The 26624-nt window shown below is 48.5% G+C and carries 23 protein-coding genes and 1 pseudogene; 2 read left to right on the top strand and 22 right to left on the bottom strand.

What is annotated here, in order from left to right; genetic code table 11:
* Positions 1-38 precede the first annotated feature (38 nt).
* Together KTH89_RS11805 and buk are read right to left on the bottom strand one after the other, a co-directional pair.
* Positions 39-938, bottom strand: a complete 900-nt coding sequence (locus KTH89_RS11805) for a phosphate acyltransferase (RefSeq protein WP_238721843.1) — start codon at positions 936-938, stop codon at positions 39-41.
* An 11-nt stretch (positions 939-949) separates the two neighbouring features.
* Complete coding sequence (gene buk, locus KTH89_RS11800; RefSeq protein ID WP_158347531.1) at positions 950-2014, bottom strand: butyrate kinase; 1065 nt, start codon at positions 2012-2014, stop codon at positions 950-952.
* 709 nt (positions 2015-2723) lie between these two features.
* Here buk and KTH89_RS11795 point away from each other — a divergent pair.
* Positions 2724-3491: an IclR family transcriptional regulator gene (locus KTH89_RS11795; protein ID WP_238721842.1), complete on the top strand. Its 768-nt coding sequence runs from the start codon at positions 2724-2726 to the stop codon at positions 3489-3491.
* 230 nt (positions 3492-3721) lie between these two features.
* On the opposite strand, the gene KTH89_RS11790 is transcribed toward KTH89_RS11795, so the two are convergent.
* The 16 genes and pseudogenes from KTH89_RS11790 to KTH89_RS11715 form a co-directional block, all read right to left on the bottom strand.
* Positions 3722-4063 carry an arsenate reductase family protein gene (locus tag KTH89_RS11790; RefSeq protein ID WP_238721841.1) on the bottom strand — a complete coding sequence of 114 codons (342 nt, stop codon included), beginning with the start codon at positions 4061-4063 and terminating at the stop codon, positions 3722-3724.
* A 69-nt stretch (positions 4064-4132) separates the two neighbouring features.
* Entirely contained in the window at positions 4133-4450 is a 318-nt protein-coding gene (locus KTH89_RS11785) for a multidrug transporter (RefSeq protein WP_238721840.1), read from the bottom strand.
* Between the two features lie 33 nt (positions 4451-4483).
* Positions 4484-5545, bottom strand: a pseudogene (locus KTH89_RS25220) (PDDEXK nuclease domain-containing protein).
* 863 nt (positions 5546-6408) lie between these two features.
* Entirely contained in the window at positions 6409-7017 is a 609-nt protein-coding gene (locus tag KTH89_RS11775) for a methyltransferase family protein (protein ID WP_238721839.1), read from the bottom strand.
* Between the two features lie 170 nt (positions 7018-7187).
* Positions 7188-9128, bottom strand: coding sequence for a lysine--tRNA ligase (gene lysS, locus KTH89_RS11770; RefSeq protein ID WP_238721884.1), 1941 nt, complete (start codon positions 9126-9128; stop codon positions 7188-7190).
* 10 nt (positions 9129-9138) lie between these two features.
* Complete coding sequence (greA, locus tag KTH89_RS11765) at positions 9139-9621, bottom strand: transcription elongation factor GreA (RefSeq protein WP_158344939.1); 483 nt, start codon at positions 9619-9621, stop codon at positions 9139-9141.
* 120 nt (positions 9622-9741) lie between these two features.
* The gene (locus KTH89_RS11760; RefSeq protein ID WP_158344937.1) at positions 9742-10656 is read right to left on the bottom strand and encodes a hypothetical protein; all 915 of its coding nucleotides are present in this window, start codon (positions 10654-10656) and stop codon (positions 9742-9744) included.
* A 70-nt stretch (positions 10657-10726) separates the two neighbouring features.
* Entirely contained in the window at positions 10727-11674 is a 948-nt protein-coding gene (gene dusB, locus KTH89_RS11755) for a tRNA dihydrouridine synthase DusB (protein WP_275061788.1), read from the bottom strand.
* A 61-nt stretch (positions 11675-11735) separates the two neighbouring features.
* Positions 11736-12509, bottom strand: coding sequence for a type III pantothenate kinase (locus KTH89_RS11750; RefSeq protein ID WP_158344933.1), 774 nt, complete (start codon positions 12507-12509; stop codon positions 11736-11738).
* A 5-nt stretch (positions 12510-12514) separates the two neighbouring features.
* A complete protein-coding gene (locus KTH89_RS11745; RefSeq protein ID WP_158344931.1) occupies positions 12515-12865 on the bottom strand; it encodes a DUF6145 family protein in 351 nt (116 codons plus the stop codon).
* A 34-nt stretch (positions 12866-12899) separates the two neighbouring features.
* Positions 12900-13892, bottom strand: coding sequence for a biotin--[acetyl-CoA-carboxylase] ligase (locus tag KTH89_RS11740; protein WP_238721838.1), 993 nt, complete (start codon positions 13890-13892; stop codon positions 12900-12902).
* 3 nt (positions 13893-13895) lie between these two features.
* Complete coding sequence (gene argF, locus KTH89_RS11735) at positions 13896-14834, bottom strand: ornithine carbamoyltransferase (protein ID WP_158344927.1); 939 nt, start codon at positions 14832-14834, stop codon at positions 13896-13898.
* A gap of 16 nt (positions 14835-14850) precedes the next feature.
* On the bottom strand, positions 14851-16026 hold the full coding sequence (locus tag KTH89_RS11730; protein WP_238721837.1) for a patatin-like phospholipase family protein: 1176 nt from the start codon (positions 16024-16026) through the stop codon (positions 14851-14853).
* Between the two features lie 108 nt (positions 16027-16134).
* Positions 16135-17085, bottom strand: coding sequence for an SPFH domain-containing protein (locus KTH89_RS11725; RefSeq protein WP_158344923.1), 951 nt, complete (start codon positions 17083-17085; stop codon positions 16135-16137).
* Positions 17067-17534, bottom strand: coding sequence for an NfeD family protein (locus tag KTH89_RS11720; RefSeq protein WP_158344921.1), 468 nt, complete (start codon positions 17532-17534; stop codon positions 17067-17069). Before KTH89_RS11720 ends, KTH89_RS11725 begins: the two co-directional genes overlap by 19 nt.
* A 189-nt stretch (positions 17535-17723) precedes the next feature.
* Positions 17724-18977 (bottom strand): SH3 domain-containing protein, encoded by a 1254-nt coding sequence (locus KTH89_RS11715; RefSeq protein WP_158344918.1) that lies wholly within the window; start codon positions 18975-18977, stop codon positions 17724-17726.
* Positions 18978-19534: 557 nt separating this feature from the next.
* Between KTH89_RS11715 and KTH89_RS11710 the strand changes: the two genes are divergently transcribed.
* Positions 19535-19999 carry a hypothetical protein gene (locus tag KTH89_RS11710; protein ID WP_238721836.1) on the top strand — a complete coding sequence of 155 codons (465 nt, stop codon included), beginning with the start codon at positions 19535-19537 and terminating at the stop codon, positions 19997-19999.
* Positions 20000-20627: 628 nt separating this feature from the next.
* Here KTH89_RS11710 and KTH89_RS11705 read toward each other — a convergent pair.
* From KTH89_RS11705 to KTH89_RS11690, 4 genes are all read right to left on the bottom strand, one after another.
* Positions 20628-21413, bottom strand: coding sequence for a TrmH family RNA methyltransferase (locus tag KTH89_RS11705; protein ID WP_238721835.1), 786 nt, complete (start codon positions 21411-21413; stop codon positions 20628-20630).
* Positions 21413-22432 (bottom strand): 6-phosphofructokinase, encoded by a 1020-nt coding sequence (gene pfkA / locus KTH89_RS11700; RefSeq protein ID WP_238721834.1) that lies wholly within the window; start codon positions 22430-22432, stop codon positions 21413-21415. Before pfkA ends, KTH89_RS11705 begins: the two co-directional genes overlap by 1 nt.
* A gap of 63 nt (positions 22433-22495) precedes the next feature.
* A complete protein-coding gene (locus KTH89_RS11695; RefSeq protein ID WP_238721833.1) occupies positions 22496-25978 on the bottom strand; it encodes a DNA polymerase III subunit alpha in 3483 nt (1160 codons plus the stop codon).
* A 412-nt stretch (positions 25979-26390) separates the two neighbouring features.
* Positions 26391-26624: hypothetical protein (locus KTH89_RS11690; RefSeq protein WP_238721832.1), on the bottom strand; the 234-nt coding region annotated here is incomplete at its 5' end.

Here is a 26624-nt window from a genome sequence, read left to right as displayed (position 1 = left end):
AAAGACCGGGTAAAAACCCGGCCTTGAAATCGGTCTTATCAGCACTGCATAATCGCGATTAATATGGAATTAAATTTATCTTCCGGAGAATCCGTCCGGCTGGTCATAACCACCGGACAGGAAGTACCTGTCAGCGTCCCTGCCGATATAAGATGCGCGAAGTAATAAATGGTTTTTGTAAATATATTTCCGGCGCACAGATCCGGCATGAGGATAATATCCGGATGGCCGGCCACCGGGCTGTGAATTCCCTTGTGCCTGGCTGCCTCTTCCGATATGGCGTTATCCATTCCCAAAGGCCCGTCGATGATACAGCCTTTGATCTGTCCCCGTTCGGCAGCTTTGCTCAAAAGCGCCGCGTCTACCGTGGCGGGCATCTTGGGATTCACGGTCTCGACAGGCGCCACCACAGCTACCTTCGGACAATCGATGCGCAGCTTCCCTGCCAATTTCACCGCGTTCTTAACAAGCTTCACTTTATCATTATAATCCGGCGATACGTTCACCGCGCAGTCAGTGACGATCATCAGGCGGTCCTCATACTCCATCACGGTCGCCTGGCTTAACAGGGAGCCCTCGGGAACGAAACCATATCTTTCTTTATCCAGAATGCATCTCATAAAGGTGGCGGTCTGCATTAAGCCTTTCATGGGCATATCCGCTTTCTGCTCCTTTACCATCTGGCAGGCCATTTGTCCCGCCTCTCTCTCATTTTTGCAGTCGATGATCTCATACCTGGCAGAATCCTCCCCCAGTTTATCCAGGATAGCCAGTATTTTTTCCGATACCCCGATGAGAGTTGCATCTGCGACCCCTTTTCTTACGGCCATGACGACTGCCTCCAATGCATCCTCATCATGGGCATTGGCTAACGCCAGACGCTTTTTTATCCCCTGGTCTAAAATATACTTTTCAACTTCTTTAAAATTATGAAACATAACGACGCCCCCTATTTTAATTCTCTAATTTCTTTTTCACCGTTTAACGCAGCTAATGTATTCAAAGCCAGAGACTGCATCTCATATTCGCCCGGATATACCGCTATGGGCGCAATATAACCGACATAGTCGGAAACCATTCCCACGATCCAGTCCGAATAGGCCATCCCTCCGGTAAATACGATCGCGTCTACTTTCCCCTTCAGGACGGTGGCATCCGCGCCAATTTCTTTTGCGATCTGGTAACACATGGCTTCCATGACCTCTTTGCACTTCGCATCGCCGGCCAATGCCCGGTCCTGTACTATTTTGGCGTCATTTTCCCCCACATAGCCCATCAGGCCGGATTGCCCGTTGATTAATTTGCGGATCTTTGGATAGGTATAATCCCCGGAATAACACAGCTTGATCAAATCGCCGATGGGCACCGTGCAGCACCGGTTCGTTGAGAACGGACCGTCGCCGTCGATGGCATTGTTCGCGTCTACCAATTTTCCCTTTTTATGAGCCGCGATGCTGATCCCGCCGCCCATATGGACTACGACCAGATTCAAATCCTCATAGTTTTTCCCGATATCTTTGGCGTACTGCATGCCGGCCGCCCTGTGGTTCAATACATGGAAGCTGCTGCGTCTCTCTATAAAGGGAATACCGCTGTAACGGGCCAGCGGTTCAAACTCATCCGTCGTGGGAGGATCTACGGTAAAGGCCTGGGGGCCTTGTTTTGAAAATTCCTTGACGATGCGAAGGCCCACATCCGTGGCGTGATTCCCGTATTTTTCGCTGCCGGACTGTTCCAGCATTTTTTCACTGACCCGGTATACCCCGCCCACGATCGGCTCCGTATGTCCTCCGCGGGTCACGACCGCATCCAGGCCGGAAATGTGAATCCCTTTTTCATTCAGATAGTTTACGATCTTCTCCGTCCGGTAATCCTGCTGATCCCAGATCGTCGCAAAATCATTCAGTTCCTCCGGGCTATGCTTAATATTGTCTTTGAAGACACAGTTCTCATCTTCATAATAGGCAATTTTCGTCGACGTAGAACCCAGGTTAATGGCTACAATTTTTTTCATCCGTTTTATCCTCCTTAAATTCTTTTTTCTTTTATTATTTCTTTATGCGAATTTATATTTCTTTATTCGAATCTTTTGTTTCAGAATAGCATATTCTTAGATAGATTTCAACTATTTATTTCTTCTATTTATTGCCTCCCTTCATTTTATTTCCGGCTGCCGGGGAAAATGAGAGTGAACTTGCTAAAAAGGGGCAGATCCACTCCAGGGGTTCTTCCCCGGGTTTGGGTACGCCCGCTGCTTAAGGCAGGAATGCGTATCGGTGTCCCGGGATGTACCGGGCAGCCGGATTCATTTGTGTCTCCCCGGGAGCGCATAGGGCGACTGTGCTCCCGCTTAGTGGAATCGGAAAGCCGGGTTCAGGATGACCGGCGGACTTCACGTCCGACGGGCAAGAGCCTCTGAACCGGGAACACATCAGGTGTTCCTGGTGAATAGGCGCGGTTCCTGAACCCGGCTTTTCGATTCCACTTAGCGGGTGCCAGCGCAAGCCCTCCGCGCTCCCCGTGAAACACAAATGAATCCGGCTGCCCGGAGCATCCCGGGACACCGATACGCATTCCTGCCTTAAGCAGCGGGCATACCCAAACCCGAGGAAGAACCGCTCCAGGCGACATTTTTCAATATATTTCCGCAATTAGCTTGCTACTTTTTCGTAAATCAGATATATTTATAATTACAGACATTTAAAAAAATAGGAGATGATTTCATGGACGCGACTGAAAATGACAGCCGGTATTTACTTCAATCCGCGGCAAATACGCTTACTGTATTAGAGATCATTGCGCAGAATCCTGAGAGTGGAATTAATGAAATTGTAGATTTGTCCGGCATCGGGAAAAGTACAGTTTTTCGAATTTTATATACATTAGAAAGCCGAAATTATATTACACGTATGGAAACCGGCAGATACCGGCTGGGCCTCAAGCTCTTTTCCCTGGGTAAGATTGTGGAGAAAGATTGCGGGATCATTCAGCTGGCGCACCCTTATCTGGAACGGTTGTCAAACGAAGCGGAAGAAACCGCCCACATTTCTATATGGAAAGACCGTTTGAATATTGTGTTTATTGACAAGGTGGTCAGTACCAATACTTCTTTGCAGATGGGCTCTTATATCGGCTACAGCAGGCCGGCTCACCTCACCGCCTCGGGAAAGGTATTGCTGTCCGTGTGTTCCGATGAGCGCATTCAGGAGTATATCAATGAGACCGAGTTTACCCGGCTTACCGACACAACGATAAGTTCTGGGAACGCGCTGTTTGCAGAAATCCAGAAAATCAGAGAACAGGGTTATGCCGTCGATAATGAAGAGAGCGAAATCGGCCTCGTATGTATGGCGGATCTGATCTACGATTCTTTCCGGCAGCCTTATGCCGCGATCAGCATATCCGGTCCCGCGCCGCGTATGTGGAAGAATCACGAGCGGAACCTGGCTGCTTTAAAGCGTATTGCCCATGAGGTGTCTGAGAAGTTATGAGGGGGATGGCTTTTTGAATTTTTTATTTTAACCCCGCTTTTTTATTTGAGGCCAGGGCAGGCCGGGATCTATGAAAAGACAAAAAACGAGCCAACTGGCGTCTTTGCAACCAGCTGGCTCGTTTATTTTTTTTATAAAATATATTCCCGCGACCGCTTAATACAGCTGCGTCCTGCCGAGATACGTTAGATTCACCGCCGGCTTAACTTGGGGCCAGAAGTACTTCCTGGTTAGCTCCATCCCTTCCACACTTCCGGCCGATAGCCTAGCGTGGATTGCTTTCCGTTTCTGACAACCGGTGTCCTGATCACTTGAGGATTCTCCAGAATCTTCTCCAATTTATCCTCATCGGCAATGTACTTGAGCAATGCGAGCGTATCCTGATCCTTGCCTTCCCAGTTAATCATTTTTTCTATTCCGCCATTAGCCCGAGCAACAGAAGTAAACTCTCCTTTGCTCATACCCTTTTCTTTCATATCAATAAACTGATACTTGATGCCACGCTCCTTGAAGAAACGCTCCGCTTTTTTTGTATCATTGCACTTCTTTGTACCGAAAATCTGTATATTCATAATTAAATCCTTTCGAATGCTATACGTCGTTCATAACATGCAAACTGTTTTTAAAAGTATAAATAATACCTATCTGCTTAAGATCAGCTTCACCGCATCAATCAGATCCTCACTGAAGCCCTCCAGCTCATCTAATGTAATAACTTTGTTCCCAACATAGATTGCTATATCCCAGATAGCAGTTGATCTTCTCATTTCAATCAATACACCTGGATTCTTCTTGTCCTGTTTTATCCTTTTCTCAAGTTCCCAGAAATGATCAGATGCATTTCCCGGTGAACTTAGCAGATCGATATATTCCTTTGTCAGCCGCTCCATGTAACGCTCCTGCCACTGCGGAACTCTCTCCCGAAACAACTTCCAATCATGTTTTGAAATTTCTACCATATTAAATACATCCTTCCACCTCTGAGACACTATTTAGTTGGTAGCATTCAAGAGTCTCTGTAACTCCTCTTTACTTGGCAATACCGTCTGGTATTTACTTGCGAAAATCTGTGTGTTATCTTCCGGTAAAGTCATTTCTACAATAGACTTCTTTTTATCTTTACACAAAATCACACCGATTGTTTTATTCTCATCCGGCAACTTTACTTTTCTATCATAATAATTCACATACATCTGCATTTGCCCGATATCCTGATGCTTCAATTCACCAATTTTCAAATCAAACAATACAAAACACTTCAACAGACGATTATAAAATACAAGGTCACATCTAAAATGCTCTTCTTCAAATGTTAATCGAACCTGCCTGCCAGCGAAAGTAAAACCTTTACCCAATTCAAGAAGAAACTGTTGCAAATTATCAATAATATGCTTCTCCAACTCTGTTTCTGAGTACTGTACTAATTCCGGCAGCCCTAAAAACTCAAGCACATAAGGGTCTTTTACCAAATCTGAGGTTCTTCTATAACCTGTCCCTCTGTAGATAATTTCTTCACACCTTCTTTATCCCGGCTAAGTGCCAGCCTTTCATACAACGAAGTATCAAACTGCCTTTTAAACTCCGTAAGACTCCAGTCATTCCTAGCAGCTTCTATTTCATATAAATGTCTTTCATCAACATTTTCGATTCTCATCAACTTAATGTAATGTGACCAACTTAGGAAAAACTTTCTTCCGTTATCCGTTGCAGGCAGATTTTTGAATTGGGTAAACTCTGTTTCTCCGATCATATCTTTTGAATATACATTGTAAAATCTACGCATCAGCTTTAAATTTTCAACCGAAAATCCTTTACCATGATTTTCCGTCAAATACTCAGACAAGCCCTTTAATATATATTTTCCGTAATCGGCTCTTTCATTACCCTTTTGCTCTTCTTCAATAATATTTTTTCCGATTTCATAATAAGCATAAACCATCGACAAATACAGCAGTTTTTGCATTAGAACGAGCCTGCTCCAATATTCGTCCTACTTTTTCAAAAAATTGTTCTGCATAAGATACCCCCCAACATTTTTTGAATTGGGTAAACATCAATTACCCAATTACACATTTATAGCTACTTGAAAATTTAAGATTCATTATCCTTATTTAAACTTAACACATCTCCAATATTACAATCCAAGCTTTTCTTTGCAAATTTTTGTCAATCTAAATTTTTTATAGTCCCTTATATGAGATTGTCATTGTCTTACGTCTACCCTATGAATACTAATACCACTCATCGCTTCATAATATATCATACTTTCCAATATTTTCCCACTCAAAGTTTAACTCTCTAAATTTCGAATATATCTGATTTACGAAAAAGTTGTGAACAGGGTTATGCCGTAGATAATGAAGAGAGCGAAATCGGCCTCTTATGTATGGCCGATCTGAGCTAAGATTCTTTCCGGCAGCCTTATGCCGCGGTCAGCATATGATGGCTTTTTGAATTTTTTAATTTAACCCCGCTTTTTTATTTGAGGCCAGGGCAGGCCGGGATCTATGAAAGACAAAAAACGAGACATCTGGCGTCTTTGCAACCAGCTGGCTCGTTTATTTATTTTTAAAAATATTTTTTGCCCTTAATATCATACCTTCTGACTTTATAAAACGCAAAAGCATTACAAAGATACTGCATATACATGCCGACTGTTGTATGATTTGTCTTTTCATGCAGACTTCCCAAGATATTTGTAATGTTACGTGCCGAGGAAAGATTCGATACATTATCCATAAGAAAATCCACAATTCTATCCATAAGCTGTATTTCTTATCTTATATTTTTTCCGTATATCCCTCACAATCAACGTATCAAATACTTCAGCCACATAATCATACTTATCTTCCTGATCTTTATAAAGATAGGAACCCGCCATATTATATCGATTCTATTAGCCAAAATCAATGTTTTTTCATTTTTGGCGGCTAATATGGTTTGAGAAGTTCCTGCCTAAATATCTAAATACCGTTTTTTTATATTCCTCATATTCATCCCCAAATACTGTCGGCAAAAACTTTTCTTCGCTCAATATTTGCAAATGGAGCATTATGACAGCAAATACAGTAAAAGCAATCATAATCGGATTGAAATATATCAGCATTACTCCTATATACATCAGGTCAAATCCCAAAAACGCAGGATTTCTACTGATTGCATATATTCCCTCTGTAACCATTTCCGTCTTATCATTCTCCGGAATTCCTGCTCTCCAACTGTCTTTCATTGTCCGGACGGATATTGAAAAGATCACATCTCCAAGTAATGCAATGACAAATCCAATATATCTTACACCTGCCGGCATCCAGTTCCAATCAATCATGACACTAATTAGCTGCACAAGTACGATACCGTAAGTTGCACATTTCATAATTACTTCGATGAGAAATACCGATGTATGTTTTTTCCCTTTTGCTATCTGGTCTGTTTGGATTCCCTTTTTCCTTTGGGAAAGCATTTTTCCTATGTACACCATATAAAATATTGCAAGAACTACAATCGTTCCAATCTGAAAAATATTCATATATGTACCTTCTCCTTAAAGTTCAAAGTTTTAAAAACAGCGACAACTCCTCTACGAAATTGTCGCTGTAACTTTTATAAAATATGCGATTTTTATACCTCTGCACACATTCCTACATCATTAGCTATAAATTTGCTATAAATTTGTTAGCAAACGAAGGGCTTCACGTTTTAGTACAGTTTTGCACCTGCCGGTATTCTATTGTCAACCATCAAAAGGTTAAGCCCTTCTCTGCCATCCTCTTCGTGAACTGCTGAAATCAGCATACCGCAGGAATCAATGCCCATCATCTTACGGGGAGGTAAGTTTGTGATTGCGATACAAGTCTTTCCAACAAGTTCTTCCGGCTCATAGTACTCGTGAATACCGCTTAAAATCGTTCTGTTTTCGCCTGAACCGTCATCTAAAACGAACTTTAACAGTTTCTTAGACTTCGGAACTGCTTCACACTCAAGTACCTTTACGGCTCTGAAATCTGACTTTGAAAATGTTTCAAAATCGACATCTTCTTCAAATAACGGCTCTATTTTTACCTTTGAAAAATCAATCTTCTCCGGCTCTGCTTTTGATATAGAATCTTCTTTAACAGCCTGTGTATTTACATCATTTTTAGATTTTACACCATCTAAGGACTTCATCGTGGGGAACAGCAATACATCCCGGATCGCAGAAGAATCCGTCATCAGCATACACATCCGGTCAATCCCATACCCAATCCCGCCTGTAGGGGGCATACCGATCTCCAGCGCGTTCAGGAAATCCTCATCCGTATGGTTCGCCTCTTCATCGCCCTGGGCCAGCAGTTCCTCCTGCGCCCGGAACCGTTCTCTCTGGTCGATCGGGTCGTTTAACTCGGAATAAGCGTTGGCCATCTCCCAGCCGTTCATGAAGAACTCAAAACGCTCCACATAATCCGGGTTGCCGGGTTTTCTCTTGGTGAGCGGTGAAATCTCCACCGGATGATCCATCACAAAGGTAGGCTGGATCAGGTGTTCCTCCACGTACTCCTCGAAGAACAAGCTTAAAATATCGCCCTTCTTATGGCGGGCTTCGAAAGCGATCCCCCGCTCTTTCGCCAGCGCCTTCGCCTCTTCCTCGGACTTAATCTCGTCAAAATCGATACCCGCATATTTCTTAACCGCGTCGACCATGGTGATCCGTTCAAAAGGCTTGCCCAGATCCATCTCGACCCCGTTATAAACGATCTTCGTGGTGCCCAGCACTTCCTGCGCCACATAGCGGTACAGGTTCTCCGTCAGGTCCATCATTCCATTGTAGTCCGTGTATGCCTGATATAACTCCATCAGGGTAAATTCCGGGTTATGCCTGGTGTCCAGCCCCTCGTTACGGAATACTCTTCCGATCTCGTAGACTCTCTCCAGCCCGCCCACAATCAGTCTCTTCAGATAGAGTTCCAGGGAAATCCGAAGCTTTAAGTCCTCATCCAGCGCGTTAAAATGCGTCTCGAAAGGTCTGGCCGCCGCGCCGCCGGCATTGGATACCAGCATGGGAGTCTCCACTTCCATGAATCCCTGGGCGTCCAGGAACCTGCGGATCGTGCTGATAATCTTCGACCGCTTGATAAAGGTATCCTTGACCTCCTGGTTCATGATCAGATCCACATATCTTTGGCGGTAACGGATATCCGTGTCCTTTAACCCGTGGAACTTCTCCGGCAGAATCTGCAGGCTTTTGGACAAAAGGGTTACTTCCGCCGCATGGATGGAGATCTCTCCGGTCTTCGTGGTAAAGACTTCCCCTTTGATCCCTACAATATCTCCGATATCATACTTCTTGAAATCTTTATAGGCCTCTTCCCCGATGCTGTCCCTGGCTACGTAAGACTGGATATTACCTTTCAGATCCTGCACATTACAAAAAGACGCTTTTCCCATTACCCGCTTGGACATAATGCGGCCCGCCACCGATACCTGCGTGCCTTCCAGCGTCTCATAATGTTCTTTCACTTCCTGGCTATGATGCGTTACATCATATTTCATGATCTGGAACGGGTCTTTTCCGTTCGTCTGTAATTCTTCCAGTTTTTCCCGGCGGATCTTCCGCAGCTGATTGATGTCCTGTTCCTGTATATTCTTTTGTTCAGCCAAAATTTTTCACTCCTTAGTTGGATCTCTGGATTTCTAATATTTTATATTGGATACATCCGGCCTGGGCTTCCACGGATACCGTCTCGCCAACCTTAGCGCCGAGCAGCGCTTTTCCTACCGGGGACTCATTGGAGATCTTGCCTTCCAGGCTGTTAGCCTCCGTGGAACCTACGATCTTGAACTCCATCTCTTCTTCGTACTCCACGTCGTAGACCTTCACCTTACATCCTACGTTGATCTTATCCAGATCCACCTCGTCTTCCACGACTACTTCCGCGTTTTTGAGGATTTTCTCAATCTCTTCAATTCTGGCCTCGATGTCCCTCTGCTCGTCCTTGGCTGCGTCATATTCTGCGTTCTCAGACAAATCCCCCTGCTCTCTGGCCTCTTTGATTTTCTGCGCTACTTCTTTACGCTTCACCACCTTCAGGTCCTGAAGCTCTTCTTCCAGGCTCTTAAGACCTGCATAGGTTAGTAGGTTCTTCTTTTCTTCCATCGTAATCTACACCCTCCTGTATCTATCTAACTTGTTGATTTTTGCTCCGCAACTGCATTTATTTTACTTTAACAATCATGATATTATAGCCCATAGACTAACCCTTGTCAAGCCAATGTTTTAACGCATTTCCGAACTTAACCTTCGTATCTTCAGATGGAACTCCTCCGCCTCCGGGCGCATGCTTTCCAGTTCGCATTTGCTGATCCAGGTACACTCCCCGCAAAGGGCCGCCTGCAGCAGACGGTTGTCGATAATCTTATCCCGGTCCGCGATATCAAAACGGTTGTAAAAGGTGATATCCCGCCGTTTCGCCATAATATCCCGCCGCTTTTTCTCCATCCCGGTCAGTTCTAACACAATGGCGTTCTGCGGATAGTAGCGGTAATCCCGGTCCGCAGCCTTATTAAGGTCCAATACCACATTACCCTGGATCTGTCCGTACAGCGGTTTCGTAAGTACGCTTGCCATCAGGCCGGTCTGGGCGTATAGCTGTTCCACATATTCTTCGAAGAATTCGGGCCGGCTGGTTAAGATCGTCAAAAAGTTCAGGTCCTGTCCAATCTGCGCCAGCACGTATTCCGTATCCGAGTCCCCGGAGTCCACTACCACCGGCTGAAATCCTCTCCGGTCAATATGGTGCCTGTTACAGATCCACTCCGTCCCTTCCCGGATCATGAGATAGGGCAGCAGCCGGCCGTCGATCAGCAGGGAATCGTCCAGATAGGGTTCCAGCTTTTTTTCCACCACGATATTTTGCACGCCTTCCCGCATTATTATACGGTTTAAAATATTGGTGATATCTTCCTTTGGAAATTTTTTCAAGCTCTCGTATGTATAGGGAAGGGTCAGCTTCTGCCCTTCCACTTGCAGAACTTCCATCTGTTCCTTTCGCACCGGCAGTTTTTTGTATAGATATTTTTCCCGAAAATAATTCCCAAGCTTTCCCGGAAGCCATTCCAGATAAGCAGGGACCGGGATATCCTGATTCTGCCCGGCCGTTATCAGATACGTATAAGCATAGCCGTTCGTCATTCTATCATGCTCCGGATCGTTTTATTACTGCTAGTATATTTGTCCGGAGGGGATTATATGTGTAGAATGTTCAGAACGCCAACAGACGTTTCAGGTCGTCCAGAGTCTCCATGTCGTTAGAGTGGCGGCGCAGCTCGGCGGAATGAGGGATTCCGGCAGTGTACCAGGCCACGTGTTTGCGCATTTCGCGGATGGCGGTGTTCTCGCCTTTGTATTCACAGGCCAGGGCTGCGTGTCGCAGGATCATGGTTTTGATTTCTTCCTGGGTAGGCTTGGGAAGTGTCACGCCGGTCTCCTGGAAGGTGAGGATCTGGCGAAAGAGCCAGGGATTGCCGCGGACTCCGCGAGCCAGCATAAGGGCGTCGCAGTTGGTTTCCTTCTGCATCTGCAGGGCGCTCTCTGGGGTGGTAATATCGCCGTTGCCGATGACGGGGATGCGGACGGCTTCTTTGACCTGCCGGATGATATCCCAGTCGGCTTTGCCGGAGTAGTATTGTTCCCGGGTGCGGCCGTGGACGGCGATGGCGGCGGCCCCGCAGGATTCCGCGATCTTGGCGATCTCCACGGCGTTTATATGGGCGTCGTCAAAACCTTTTCTTATCTTCACGGTGACCGGCTTTTGAATCGCTTTCACCGTGCGGCTTAAGATCTGCTCTACGAGAGCGGGGTTTTTCATCAGGGCGGAGCCCTCCCCGTTGTTGACTACTTTGGGTACCGGACAGCCCATGTTGATGTCCAGGATGGAAAATGGCAGGTGTTCGATCTTTTTGGCCATCTCGCTTATGATCACCGGATCGGAACCGAAGAGCTGTAGGGATACCGGAGGCTCGTCGGGATGGATCCGAAGCAGGTTCTCCGTGTTTTTATTTTTATAGAAGATGGCTTTGGCGCTGACCATCTCCATGCACAGAAGACCGGCGCCCTGCTCCTTGCAAAGCAATCGAAATGGCAGGTCTGTTACCCCTGCCATTGGTGCCAAAATCAAATTGTTTTTAAGCTCTACATTTCCGATGAGCAGTTTTTTCTTTTTGTTAACGCAAGAGCCTCCCTGTTCCGTTTGGCCTGCTATGAACGCTGTGTTATCTGTTTTTACATTTTTCATAGATTAATCTCAATCCCTGTAAGGTCAGCATTGGTTCGTATATGTCGATGCATTCGGTGCTGTCGGCGATCAGTTTGCCCAGGCCGCCGGTGGCTACCACTTTTACATTGTTAAGCCCCGATTCCCGGATCATGTGCCGGATAATGTATTCCGTCTGGCCGATGTGGCCGTATACCAGCCCGGCCTGCATACTGGTTATGGTTTCCTTGGCCAGGATGGATTCGGGTTTCTTGATCTCGATCTCCGGAAGCTTAGCCGCGTCTTCCCACAGCGCTTTTGCGGAGATCCGGATTCCGGGGGAGGTGACGCCGGCGATAAACGCGCCGTCCCCGGTGATCAGGTCGTAGGTCGTGGCCGTGCCGAAGTCCAGGACCAGGACCGGACCGCCATATAGTTCATAGGCCGCCACCGCATCCACGATCCGGTCGGCGCCGATTTCTTTTGGATTTTCCGTTACGATTTTGATGCCTGTTTTGATTCCGGGGCCCACTACGATCGGGGTTACTTTGAAGTATTTGATGATCGCGCTGGTCAGGGAATACATGATGTCCGGCACTACGGACGCGATGATGATGTCGGTGATATCCGGTACTTTCAGGTTCCGGTGCTCGATCAGACTGCAGATAAAGATTCCGTATTCGTCGGATGTCCTGGGCAGCTTGGTCGTCATTCGGAACGTACCGATCAGCTCATCATCGTCGAATACGCCGAGGGTGATGTTTGTATTTCCCACATCGATTACTAACAGCATAGGCCTTACTCCTCCACTTCCATATCGATTCCCTGTCCCAGAAAGAATACTTTATAGAACAGTTCCAGCGATTCCAGCAGATCCTGCCTGGTCCGCCGTATATCTTTGATCTTGAGGGCGCTGCCGATCTCGTCGTACAGCAGGTCTCCTTCGTCCGCGTCCACCACGAATTCCAGAGATCCCTCCTCCGTAAAACGCAGAGTCAGAATCCCGCCCACGTCTTCCGTAAACAGGACGCACATGATTTTTAACTCGTCTTTGATGGAGTCCGGCAGCGCTTCGAATTCCTCATTGAGGTAGTATTTCCTCTCATAGGCGCTTGCGCCGCACAGAACTACATTTTCCGGTTGTCCCATGACTACTCTCCTTCTATCTCCACAGCTTCCGCTCTCAACTATATCCATAGATTCCGCGGACAGACACTTCCCCGGCGTACACCTTCCGAAGCGTCTTGCCCTCTTGTTCCACCAGCAGTTCCCCCCGCGCATCGATGCCTCTGGATATGCCGTTATATTCCCCTTTGGGATCCAGTACGCGGACCATACCGTCTCGCCCCGCCAGCAGGTCGTTATATGTGTCCCTCAGGCCGGTCAGGTCCAGGTCCTTTATAAAGATTTCATAATCCTTTTCAAACCATTCCAGAACACGCTCCGCCACCGCAGCCCGGGAAAATGTCCTGCCAGCCTCGTTCAACAGGGAAGTCGCCGTCTGTGCGATCTCATCCGGGAAGCCGGCGATATTGACATTGATGCCGCAGCCAATCACGATGTGATGGATGTAGTCCACCTCAGCGCTCATCTCCGTCAGAATGCCGCAGACTTTTTTCCGGTTCACTACCACATCGTTGGGCCACTTGATAAACGCTTCCAACCCTGTGGTCTCCCGTATTCCCATAGCCACGCTGTGGGCCATGACCAGCGTCAGCATAGGCGCGCACTCCGGCATGAATTCCGGTTTCAGGATCAAAGACATCCAGATTCCGCTGCCGGGAGGGGAGCACCAGCTTCTGCCGCGTCTTCCCTTGCCTGCCGTCTGGATCTCGGCCAGCACCACCGAGCCGTTCAGCGCCCCGTCCATGGCCAGCTGTTTGGCCCGGTTGTTGGTGGAATCCACGGTTTCATACGCGTAAACTTTTTTCCCAAGCCAACGGGTTTTCAGGCGGCTTTCCAGTTCCTCCGCCGACAGAGTCTCCGGCAGGGACAACAGCCGGTAACCCTTATTCTGCACAGCCTCTATCCGGTATCCGTCTTCGGTCAGTTTCTGAACCGCCTTCCACACGGCTGTCCGTGAGATCTGAAGGCGTTCACAAAGCTCTTGGCCCGATAGATATCCTTCTGTTTCCCGCAGTGCCGCCAGCACTCTGCTTCTGGTTGTACCGCTCATCCGTTACCGCTCTCCCAGAGTCGCCACCATGACTGCCTTTATGGTATGCATCCGGTTCTCCGCCTCATCGAATACCACGGACGCGGGAGATTCGAATACCTCCTCCGTCACCTCATTGCCTTTTACCGCCGGCAGGCAGTGCATGAAGATGGTAGACTCTTTCCCTGTCTTTTCCATCATGGCTTTGTTAATCTGATAGGGTTTCAGCAGGCCGACCCGCTCGGCCGCTTTCTCTTCCTCTCCCATAGAGCACCATACATCGGTGTACAGCACGTCGGCTCCCTGAACGGCGTCCGCCTGGTCGGTGACTTCCAATGTGCTTCCCGCGGCTTTGGCATAGCCCTGACATAACTCCACCAGTTCTTTTTCCGGCCACAAGCTCTTCGGAGCCACGATCTTACAGTTGATGCCCAGCTTCCCGCAGCCGATCATCAGGCTGTTGGCCATATTATTTCTTCCGTCCCCAAGATAGGCAAAATTCAATCCCTTCAGATAACCGAAATGCTCCTGCATCGTCAGGCAGTCGGCCAGGATCTGGGTCGGGTGATAAGTATCGGTCAGGCCGTTCCATACCGGCACGCCGCTGTACTGCGCCAGTTTCTCTACGGTTTCGTGCTTAAATCCACGGAATTCGATGCCGTCAAACATACGTCCCAGAACCCGGGCCGTATCTTCCACGCTTTCCTTGTGTCCCAGCTGGATATCGTCCTTTCCCAGATATTCCGGGTGGGCTCCTTCATCCACGCAGGCCACCGTAAACGCGCATCTGGTCCTGGTGGACGGTTTTTCAAACAGCAGCGCTATATTTTTACCTTTCAGGCTTTCTCCCGTCTCTCCCTGCTTTTTCTTCGCTTTTAAATCAGCTGCCAGGTCGATCAGGTATTGAATCTCCTCCGGCGTAAAATCTTTCAGCGTTAAAAAATTTCTTCCTTTTAAATCCATGATCGTGTTCTCCTTCCTATTCTTCCCCCGGTATGTCCAGTATCAGATAGACGAATACCGGAATTTCTTCTAGTGTGTCTAATTTCCCGGCTCTGCTGCGAATCAACTCCAGAAGCTCCGTATCGGTATATATTTTATATTTTTGAATGCGGAACAGCTTGGCCGTGGCCTCCATCATCGTGAGATAGAGCTCGTCATAGGTCCAGTTCTTCGCAAGCTTTAACTCCGATGCGACCACCGGCAGTATCACTTCAAATAAATTCCTGTGAAGCAGCGCCGGGTCCTTGTCCAGTTTGTAAGCCTCCGATACAAAGTACAGCGTCTCCGGCTTCAAATTCACCAATTGCTTTAAATAATAACACTCTTCCTGTGTTTGTTCAATATAGTAAATCATTCCTTTCAGGCCATAGAGCAGCCGTTTCGCGTCATAATACCCTATTTTCATATTCCGGACGCTCTTGCGGTGGTCGAAATCCAGGATGTTCCCCAGATGAACCCGGGGTTCAATGCTGTAAACCGTTGTGTCTTCCGGGATCTTCACCTTCTTCTCTCTGCCCGGGCCGAAGATCCGGATCATGATAATATCCTTATAATCCCGGTTGACCAGCGACGGGAGCGGTACATTGTTAAACATGCCTCCGTCCATATACACCTTCCCGTGGAGCCGCTCCGTCTTGAACACCGGCAGATATGCGCTGGCAATGAGCAGGTCGTTTAACATACCCGGCGGGATCTCATCGATCCCCAGGTCCAGTTCCTTTAACTCTGAGATGGAAAAAGTAAGCAGATAGAACGCTACCGGGCTTTTTCGAATATATTCCTCGTCCACATTTTCTTCGATCAGTTTGCGAAGAGGCGTGATGTCCGCGCCGCCGTCCTTCAGCAGACGCATCATTTCCTTCATGGTCTCTATGGGATCCGCGGTCCCCATAAATATTTGCGACATCAACACATCGTCCACATCCATAACCTGGGAATAAGAGACCTCCCTCCACAGATGCTCCGCCTTATCGATATCCCCCATACAGATCAGGGCTCCGTTTAACGCCCCCACCGAGGTTCCCGCCACCGCGCTGATCTTCACCCCGGCCTCGGCCAACGCCCGCCAGGCTCCCACCTGATAAGCCCCTCTGGCTCCGCCGCCCTCCAGTACGATACCATACTCTTTCGTCAGATCTATCACCGGTACCATGATGCCGCCTCCTTTACGCGCAACTATACAGACCTTTGCAGAATCTAAAACAGGGGCGTCCCAAAATATGCGGCTGCAAATTTCGGAACACCCCTTAAGCTTACGTTTTTATTCCGGTATTTTGTCACCGGCAACCTCGGTAATCGATTTTACCAGCCCTGCAATTCCCTGAATCTCGGACGGAATGATAATCTTTGTGGCTTTTCCATCTGCAGCTTTGGCAAATGCTTCCAGGCTCTTGATCTGAAGAACCGCCTGATCCGCTCCGGCTTCCTTGATAAAGCGGATACCATCGGCATTGGCCTGCTGTACCTTCTGGATCGCAGTCGCCTGGCCTTCCGCTTCGCGGATGGTGGCTTCCTTCTTCGCTTCCGCCCGCAGGATCGCGGACTGCTTCTCCGCCTCCGCCTGCAGGATTACAGATTCCTTCTGGCCTTCCGCCACCAGGATCGCGGACTTCTTCTCACCTTCCGCACGAAGGATAGATTCACGGCGTTCACGCTCCGCCTTCATCTGTTTCTCCATGGCGTCGCGGATCGCATCCGGCGGAATGATATTCTTGAGTTCCACACGGTTTACCTTAATGCCCCACGGGTCTGTGGCTTCATCCAGGGACTGTCTCATCTTCGCGTTAATGATCTCTCTGGAAGTCAGGGTCTGATCCAGTTCCAGATCACCAATGATATTACGCAGAGTCGTAGCGGTCAGATTCTCAATCGCCATAATCGGATTCTCCACACCATAAGCAAACAGCTTCGGATCCGTAATCTGGAAAAATACGACCGTGTCAATTCTCATTGTTACGTTATCCTTCGTGATAACCGGCTGCGGCGCAAAATCCACAACCTGCTCTTTCAATGTCACCTTTTTGGCGATGCGGTCGATAAACGGCACCTTAAAGTGAATGCCCACGCCCCAAGTACCCTGATAAGCCCCCAGACGTTCCAGAACCCTGGCCTGAGCCTGCGGCACAATCTTTACACAGGATGCTAAAACAAGCAACAATATGATAACAATAGCTACAATTAAAATTCCTACTCCTACTCCTGTTCCTGGCATGTTGATTCCTCCGTTTTCTTTTCTATTTTTTCTACTATGAGCTTCACACCCTCAATAGCGTTCACCGTAACGATTTCATCCTTCTCTATCGTGACCGCGTTATCCGTGGTTCTGGCCGTCCATACTTTGCCATTTAACGAGACAGCCCCTAAACCGTGTATATTATCGATCGCCTCCAGCACAACGCCTTTCTCGCCGATCAGACTATCCACATTCGTTTTCTCCCGATCCTTGTTAAAATACCTTACCGCGATCGGCCTTGTGACAAACAGTAAGAATAGTGATACCATAAAAAACAGGGCCAGCTGGATCCCCAGATTCGCTCCCAGCGCCGCCGCGATAAAAGCTACCAGCGCACCGCCCGCAAACCATATCGTAGTAAGCCCCAGCGTAATGATCTCGATGACCAAAAGTACCACAAATAATGCCAGCCAAATAATTGCGTCCATGTCCATCACTCCTTTCCCCTTATCTTACTATAATTTGTTTTGAATTACAATGTTTTTAAATAAGACTTTACATAATTGAGAGATGCCCGGATACAGGGCGTGCGCTTTTCTTAAGACTGAAAAAACCCTATAAAAACCAGTGTTGGTTTCTATAGGGTTTCCAATTTTTATTATTTATATTTCAAAGCGTTACCAAAAAACGTGATTCCCGATAACCGTTCCATCTGCTCCGGAACTTGCGGGACGGAACTGGGTGGCTCCTCCTACGTTATCGGCCCCGCCGATGGCTGCCTGCGCTGCTTCCATACAGGAACCGCTGGGTCCGTTGGCGATGATGCTCTGCATCCGGTCGCTGTGCGCCGGAGGGAACTGTCCGCTCTGGTATACGACTCCGCTGATAGATCCCGGATATCTGCCGCTTCTCACACGGTTCATCACTACGCTTGCCACACCGAGCTTGCCTTCGAAGCTTTCATTCCCGGCTTCCATCTGTATGATCGCCGCCAGTATGGTCGCTTCATCTGCGTTTGCGGATACGGCTTCTTTCTGCGTTACGTTTTTCCCGTTTTGTTTTGCTTTTTCTGCTTCCGCAGCTCTTTGCTCTTCTGCGATCTGTTCTACAGATTTCGCTTCACCGAGCTTTACTTCTACGGTAACATACTCTTTCGCCACATAACCGGTCTGCTCTGATCCGAATTCTACGGTTACCCACTCATCATCCTGACCGGTAACTGTATACTGCTGCCCGTTTGCCGCAAGTCCAAGTACGGATGCTTCCGTGCTGGCCTCGGAACGGACTTTCAGGGTTTCGGTATTGACCGTTGCCGTTGTAACTGCTTCCTCTTCCGCTAAAGCTTCCGCCTCAGCGTCAAACGCTACGTAATCATTCTTTACATAGCCTTCCACCGACCCGGACGAGATCTTCGTCCATTCATCTCCCCGCTCCAGGATGTCCGCTGCTCCGCCTTTGAATAATTTGCCGACCAGTTCCGATTCCTCACTGGCCTCTGCTCGGATATTCAGCGACTCGTCCACTTTCGCCATCAGGCGGTTGGACCATTCGGATGTCTCTCCCGCCGGTTCTATGGCCGGCGCATCCTCTGCTCCTGTCACAGCCCCGTCCGCCGGGCCGCCCGTTTCTGTTGGTGCGGGAACCTGCGCGTCCTGGGGAGCCGGTGTGCTTTGAGCAAGTTCGGCGGCCACCCCTGCCTGGGCCATAACTTTATCACCGTTCTCTGTCTCCGGTGACGCGGTTGGTTTGATTTCTGGTGTTGCTGTCGGTAGTACCACAGTTTTCGGCGTAATATCTGATGTGCTGACCGAAACCAGATCTCTCTGGATTCCGGCCAATCCCCCGGATGCCAGCGCTTCCATAGATGGAACCACAAGGCAGGATGTGCAAACCATCACACAAGCCAGGGTTTTCGTCCATTTCGCTTTCATTGTGTCCTCCTGAACAATTGCGTTTTTATTACAATTGTTACAATTTTATTAAATTTATTACGGACTTATAATAGCAAAGTTAAATTTATTTGTCAAGGGGTGATTATCTACAAAAAACGAGCGCTCGTTTTGGGAAGCTGTCGGAATGAAGTTCCGGCTGAATCACAAAACGGATACCGGACGGGCAGGTTTGGCCCGTTCTTTTTCAATGCACTGGCTGGGGGAGGGGTAATAACAGAAAAGAGAAAAGCCGATTGTTTTAGGATGGGATTGTACGTTTTTGCGGGCGGGAATTTTGCGGATTTTGAGGGTATTAAGACGAATAGAAGCGATCTTACCGGCCGCCGCTATTTATTTTCAAATGGATGATTCTTAAGATTTTGGGAAATATGATTCTTAAGTCAATTATTTGATACTATCTATATCGTGCAGAAAATGAGAGGAAATTCAGCTAAATTGGTGGTACGATATAAATATTGTGAACTGCAGCTAAATCATACTGATTCGATTTTGGAATATCAACAGCGAATGTATCGTGGTGGAAAGGAGGGCAAAAAATGGTTCACTTGGTTTATTGTGATAACGCCGGCCCAAAGGGCGAAAAAGTTCTGGATAAGATTTTAGCCGGTACAAAAACAATGGTAGTCCGTGGGGCGGCGGGTAGAAAAATTCCTCACAGCAGGGTATTTCCCGGAGAAAAGCTCTATTTTATGGAGAAGGGGACAAAACAGATTACCGCCTGCGCGGTAGTGAAGGATGTCAAAAATTATGTAAAATTGTCTGATGAGGAGATTTCCAGAATATTGGATGAGTATCAGTCTATGCTGAATTTAACTGAAAAACAAAAGGCCCGCTGGCATAAAAAATGTTTGTGTCTTGTTTCGTTTGAAGACGTCCGGGCCATACCGTCTATGGAATTTGACCACCAGGGAAATATGGATGATTGGCTGATTCTTGATAAGATAGAGGACGTAGTAGTAGGCACCAGTATTCCTTACAATTATGAAAAATCCAGATTCTAAAATGATTGGTTTCTAAATGTGTTACAAATATTCCGCAAATTTTATTATACGGACTTATACAGAAAGACAGGACAAGGCCCAATTATGGGCCTTTGTTAATTGTTAACATAATATGAAATTTATCCGTAAATATATGGCATAAAGTAGCTTTTCCTGAAATCATTCCGGCGAATAATCCCGCTTTATTTTTTTCTTGAAAAATATATCGCTATTCCGGCGCAGCCCAGCGCAACGATCACAAAAATAATCAATGCTATAAATAAGAAACCAGTTGCCATTTGTATCCCCCCTTATCATTTTGTCTGGCGGAAAGTCCTTACGCACTGACAGCATACCGCCTATATGTAATATATTTAAATAGTGAACATGACTATATACATGCTATTTTATGATGTTCTATTTTTAATATATTTTTTAATTCCTGTCAGGTTCTTAAACCATAAAAATTTACAATTTTAAGTGGTTAAACTACTACTCTCGATCCCGTAAGTGCCGGATCAGGGTAACCGAAAGTTTAGTTGACATAAATTACCAAATTATTATTCCACCAATCAGATTCTGACCTTTTATATAGACTATCTTATATAGGAAGAAACAAGTATTTATATCATCTCACTCCTGCCGTTTCCTACAGATTTCTACCCGTTCTCTGCCTCTTAACTTCATACATCAATATTCCGGCAGCCATGGCGGCATTCAGGGACTCTACCTGTCCCTCCATCGGAATTCGGATATACTGATCCGCCGCATCGGCTAACTCTTCTGTCAGTCCGTTGCCTTCATTGCCGATCAGGAAAGCCGTTCCCGTCCGATAGTCAGCCTCCGTGTAGGACTTCGTACCCCGCAGATGGGCGGCGTAGGTCCGAATTCCGCGCTGATGCAGCAGGGGAACGAGACCGGTCAGGCTGTCCGTGATATGGACGGGGACACGGTAAATCGATCCCATCGTGGAACGGATGGTCTTGGGATTGTACAGATCCACACTTTCGCGGCTGATCAGAATCCCGGTGACGCCAGCCCCCTCCGCCGTCCGGATCATGGTTCCCAAATTGCCCGGATCCTGAAGGTTTTCGATCAGCAATAAAAATGGATCCGGCTGCTTCAACATCTGCTCGAGATCCGGTTCCCGCCGCCTGATGACGGCCAGGACGCCCTGAGGCGTCTGTGTATCGGACATCTGCGTAAACACCTGGTCCTCCACCTCCTCAAAGGGGAGATCCGCAAGAAGGGTCCGGCCAGACGGGTCCGAAAGCGCCGACGCGCTTACATAGGCCTTCACGATACGGTCCTTCGGGGCCTCCTTTACCATCTTAAAACCTTCTACGACAAAAACCCCTTCTTCCTTCCGAAGCCGGGGTTTTTTATTTAATTGCATGACATGTTTGACTTGCTGGTTATGCGTACTTGTTATCATTATCTTGACAGCGCCTTACTGATTTCGTATTGGTAAGCGGGGATATCTTTTTTCATGGCCAGGGCTTCGTCTATATCAAAGTCCACATAATCGCCGTTTTTGTAACCAACGACCCGGTTGGTCTTGCCTGCGCACAGAAGATCCACGGCGTAGGCTCCCATGATGGACGCGTACATTCTGTCTTTGCAGGTCGGGCTGCCGCCGCGCTGCATATGGCCCAGGATGGTGGCTCTGGTCTCCACTCCGGTAGCCGCTTCGATCCGCTTCGCCATGCTCTCGGAATGTCCGATGCCCTCGGCGTTAATTACGATGTGGTGTTTTTTGCCCCGTTTCCGGTTGCGGATAATATTATTGATCAGTTTCTGTTCGTCATAGTCATATTTTTCAGGAAGCAGGATGTCTTCCGCTCCGTTGGCGATCCCGCACCACAGCGCGATATATCCTGCGTTACGGCCCATTACCTCGATGATGCTGCACCGCTCGTGGGACGTGGAGGTGTCGCGCACCTTATCGATGGCTTCCATGGCGGTATTCACCGCGGTGTCGAATCCGATGGTGTATTCCGTACATGCGATGTCCAGATCGATGGTTCCGGGCACACCGATGGTATTAATCCCCAGCGCGGACAGCTTTTGGGCTCCCTGGAAGGAACCGTCCCCGCCGATGACGATCAGGCCCTCGATGCCGTGCTTACGGCATACCTCTGCCCCCTTCTGCTGCCCTTCCAGAGTCCGGAACTCAGAACAGCGCGCGGTATAGAGAATGGTGCCGCCCTTTTGGATAATGTCGGACACTTTTCTTTTATCCATATCGATAATTTCTTCGTTTAACAGGCCGTTATATCCTTTTAAAATGCCCTTGACTGTCTTTCCCTGGTCGATTGCCCTTCTGACAACCGCACGGATCGCCGCGTTCATTCCGGGAGCGTCGCCGCCGCTGGTCAGGACTCCGATTGTTTTGATTTCCTTATTGCCTTCAATACCGGGCATTGCGGACCCGGAGGATAACTCTTTTGCCATGCTGAATTCCTCCCATATATTTCGAACTATCTTTCGTTAATTTGTTCACATTTCCTTTCCATTCTAAAGGATTTCTTTTTTATTTTCAATACTCATTTCAACAACTTTAATGTTATTTTCTCCATATTTTGTAGTTAAACTGCTCAGGAGATCCGGATTGATCCTGATATTCCTGGCCGGAGGCAGCCGTTTTACCGCTTTGGGGTTCTCCACGTAGATCACCACCCGGTCCTGTCCGTCGGAATCCCGCAGCGTATCATACAGGTCCTGTTCCCCCGCGCGGAAGGCGTCCAGATCGGGATATTTCACCCAAAGCTCTCTGGGTATGGTGTCAAAGGGAATAATCTTCTCGCAGATCAGCTTACTGGCTTTTTCCTCCTCCGCGGAAATACGTCCCAAGACGAAGACTTTGCTGTCCTCTATGAGTAATGAGCTATATTTTTCATAATCCCTGGGAAAGATAATAACCTCCACTGTGCCCACCAGATCCTCGATCTGGATAAAAGCCATCATGGTATTGGTCCTGGTAGGCTTTACGGTTTTACCGGTAATCATACCGCCGATAATCGCTTTCGCCCCATCCCTCACCTTCGCCGCGCCGGATTCCTCATCGGGCATAAAATCCGTCGTAACCTGGGTAATGTTCTTTCTCCACTTCTCCTCATATTCTTCCAAAGGATGGCCGCTAATATACACGCCCAGCACTTCCTTCTCAAATCCCAGCTTCATTTCCTTGGAATATTCACCCACATCCGGAAGTTGAATCTCAAACGCCTCTTTATCTTCCTCCTCCACCAGATCAAACAGGGACATCTGGCCGGTCATGGAATACTTCCGCTCCTGATTGACACTGTCCAACACCTGCACGTAGATCATCATAAACTGCTTTCTGGTGCCGCCTAAGCTGTCCAGCGCGCCTGCCTTGATCAGATTTTCAATTACTCTTTTGTTCATGTCCTTTTCGGCCATTCTGGTCAGAAAATCTTTCAGGTTCGCGAAGGTGCCATTCTGTTCCCGTTCTTCCACCAGCGCGTCAATGATCGGCCGGCCCACATTTTTGATTGCGGACAGCGCATAGCGGATCTTTCCGTTTGAAACAGAGAAATGCGTCTCGCCCTCATTCACGTCCGGCGGCAGAATCTGGATATTCATCTGGCGGCAGGTCAGGATATATTCCGATACCTTTCCCGGATTATCGATGACGGACGTCATCAGTGCGGCCATGAATTCCACCGGATAATAATATTTCAGATACGCGGTCTGGTAGGCCACCACCGCATAAGCAGCCGCGTGGGACTTATTAAACGCGTATTTGGCAAAATCGATCATATCGTCAAATATTTTATTCGCCGTCTTCTCCTGGATCCCCCGGTTGATACAGCCGGGAACCCCTTCTTCCTCATTTCCGTAGACAAAGTTCTTGCGCTCCTTCTCCATGACCGCCACTTTTTTCTTGGACATGGCCCGGCGCACCAGGTCGCTTCGCCCCAGCGTATAACCGGCCAGCTTCTGCACGATCTGCATAACCTGCTCCTGGTAGACGATACAGCCGTAGGTGGGCTCCAGAATGGATTCCAGCTCCGGGCAGTCATAGGTAATGCTCTCAGGCGAATTCTTTCCTTTAATATAGAGAGGGATAAAATCCATAGGCCCGGGCCGGTACAGCGATATACCGGCGATAATGTCCTCCAGGCTCCTGGGCTTAAGCTCTTTCATGAAGCTCTTCATCCCGCCGCTTTCCAACTGGAACACCCCGTCCGTCTTGCCGGTCCCCAGAGAGGCCAGCACATCGGGATCATTGTAATCTATTTTTTCCATATCCAGCTGAAGATGCCGGCCTTTTTCCACCATCTTCACTGCGTTCTGGATCACCGTCAGGGTCCTGAGGCCCAGGAAATCCATCTTCAGAAGCCCTAACTCCTCCAGCGTCGTCATCGTAAACTGCGTGGTAATGGAACCGTCCGCCGCCCGGGACAGCGGTACATACTCATCCACCGATTTCTGGCTGATTACCACTCCGGCCGCATGCATGGAGGTATGGCGGGGCAGGCCCTCAAGCCTCTTAGACATGTCAATCAGGTTTCGCACCTGGTCGTCCTCCTGATACATCTTGCGAAGCTCCGGGTTCGTCTTCAGCGCCTTATCAATCGTAATCCCAAGTTCCATGGGGATCGCCTTCGCTATGGTATCACACAGGGCATAGGGCAGGTCCATGACCCGGCCCACGTCCCGGATCACGCCCCGGGCCGCCATGGTACCGAACGTAACGATCTGCACCACCCGGTCCTTCCCGTATTTCCTGGTCACATAATCGATAACCTCCTGCCTTCGTTCAAAACAGAAGTCAATATCTATATCCGGCATGGATACCCGTTCCGGATTCAGAAACCGCTCGAACAGAAGATTATAGCGGATCGGATCAATATTCGTAATCTCCAGGCAATAGGAGACGATACTGCCGGCCGCGCTGCCGCGCCCCGGCCCCACCATAATGTCATTTTTTTTCGCATAATTGATAAAATCCCACACGATCAGGAAATAATCTACATACCCCATGGTTTTAATCGTATCCAGCTCATATTCCAGCCTCTTTTTCAGGGTCCCGTCATCGTCGGGGTATCTCCTGGCAAAGCCGTCGAAACACAGCTTATTCAGGTACTCCCACGAGGTATACCCTTCCGGCACATCGTATTTCGGCAGCTTCGTAACCCCGAACTCGATCTCCACATTACAGCGCTCTGCGATCTTATGGGTATTCAGAAGCGCCTGTTTGGCATAGGGGAATAGCGCCTCCATCTCCTCCACAGATTTGACATAATACTGTCCGCCCTCGTAGCGCATTCTGTCCTCATCCGCCAGCTTCTTAGCGGTCTGGATGCACAACAATATATCGTGAGGCTTTTCATCCTCCGCGTAGGTATAATGCACATCATTGGTAGCGACCAGTTCTATTCCCAGTTCCTGGCTCATCCGGACTAGCTGCTGATTCACCGTCTTCTGAGCCGGAATCCCATGATCCTGAAGTTCCAGGAAAAAGTTCCCTTTGCCAAAGGTATCTTCATATTTTAAAGCGGTCTTCTTCGCTTCCTCATACAGGCCTTTCTGAATATACCGCTGCACCTCGCCGGCCAGGCACGCGCTCAGCGCGATAATCCCCTCGTGGTATTCCCGCAGCACCTCCATATCCACCCGGGGCCTGTAATAGAAACCTTCCACATACCCCTTGGAAACAATCTTCATCAGATTACTGTATCCCTGGTTATTCTCCGCCAGCAGGACAAGATGATAATACCGGTCTTCCCCGCCGGTAGTCTCCTTATCAAACCTGGAATTCGGAGCCACATATACCTCGCATCCCAGAATCGGCTTAATCCCGGCTTCCCGTGCCGCCCGGTAAAAATCGATCACTCCATACATCGCCCCATGGTCCGTGATCGCCGCGCTGTCCATCCCCAGTTCCTTCACCCGGGCCACATACTCTTTTATCTTATTCGAACCGTCCAGCAGACTATACTCCGTATGGACGTGCAAATGCGTAAACTCCATAAGGCACCTCACTTTCTATTTCTGATTATAGCACACTCCTATTAGGGAAGCCAATCGACAATTTTCGGATTTGCTGAAGGGGGCGGGAGGAGAGGAACGGGGCGGGGCCTTGGGGGCAGGGGGCGGATTCCGCGGGGGGAAATCGCTTCGGCCGGGCCTAAGAACAGGTAACTGCGAGGTTCTCCCGTCATCTGCGTAACCTGTTCTAAGGCCCGGCCTCAAGCGATTTTCCCCCGCGGAATCCGCCCCCTGCCCCCAAGGCCCCGCCCCGTTCCTCTCCTCCCTTTGTTACAGCATGCTGGGTTCCATGTTCAGGTTGGACTGGGTTAGATTAGGGCGAGGTTTTTGCCTTCTTGCGTAGTTTTCCGGCATGATCTGTGGCTTCCTAGACATGGTGCTTGAAACTCGAATATCAGGTTGTAGTAAAGTAGGAGCGGGCAGTCGTAAGGGCGGCCTGTGGGAGTCCCGGCTCAACGGACGGCCGGATGTCTGCGTCCGGGAGCGTCTTTGTGTCTCCCCGGGCGGCCGGGTTCTTTTGTATCTCCCCGGGGGCGCATAGGGCGGCTGTGAATACGCTTAGTGAAATCGGAAAGCCGGATTCAGGATGCACGGCGGACTTCACGTCCGACGGGCAAGAGCCTCTGAA

The sequence above is a fragment of the Diplocloster agilis genome, assembly GCF_019042275.1.
In the GTDB taxonomy this organism is placed as follows: Bacteria; Bacillota; Clostridia; order Lachnospirales; family Lachnospiraceae; genus Diplocloster; species Diplocloster agilis.
Note: the sequence above shows the minus strand (reverse complement) of the source record. Positions and strands in the feature narration are given on the sequence as shown.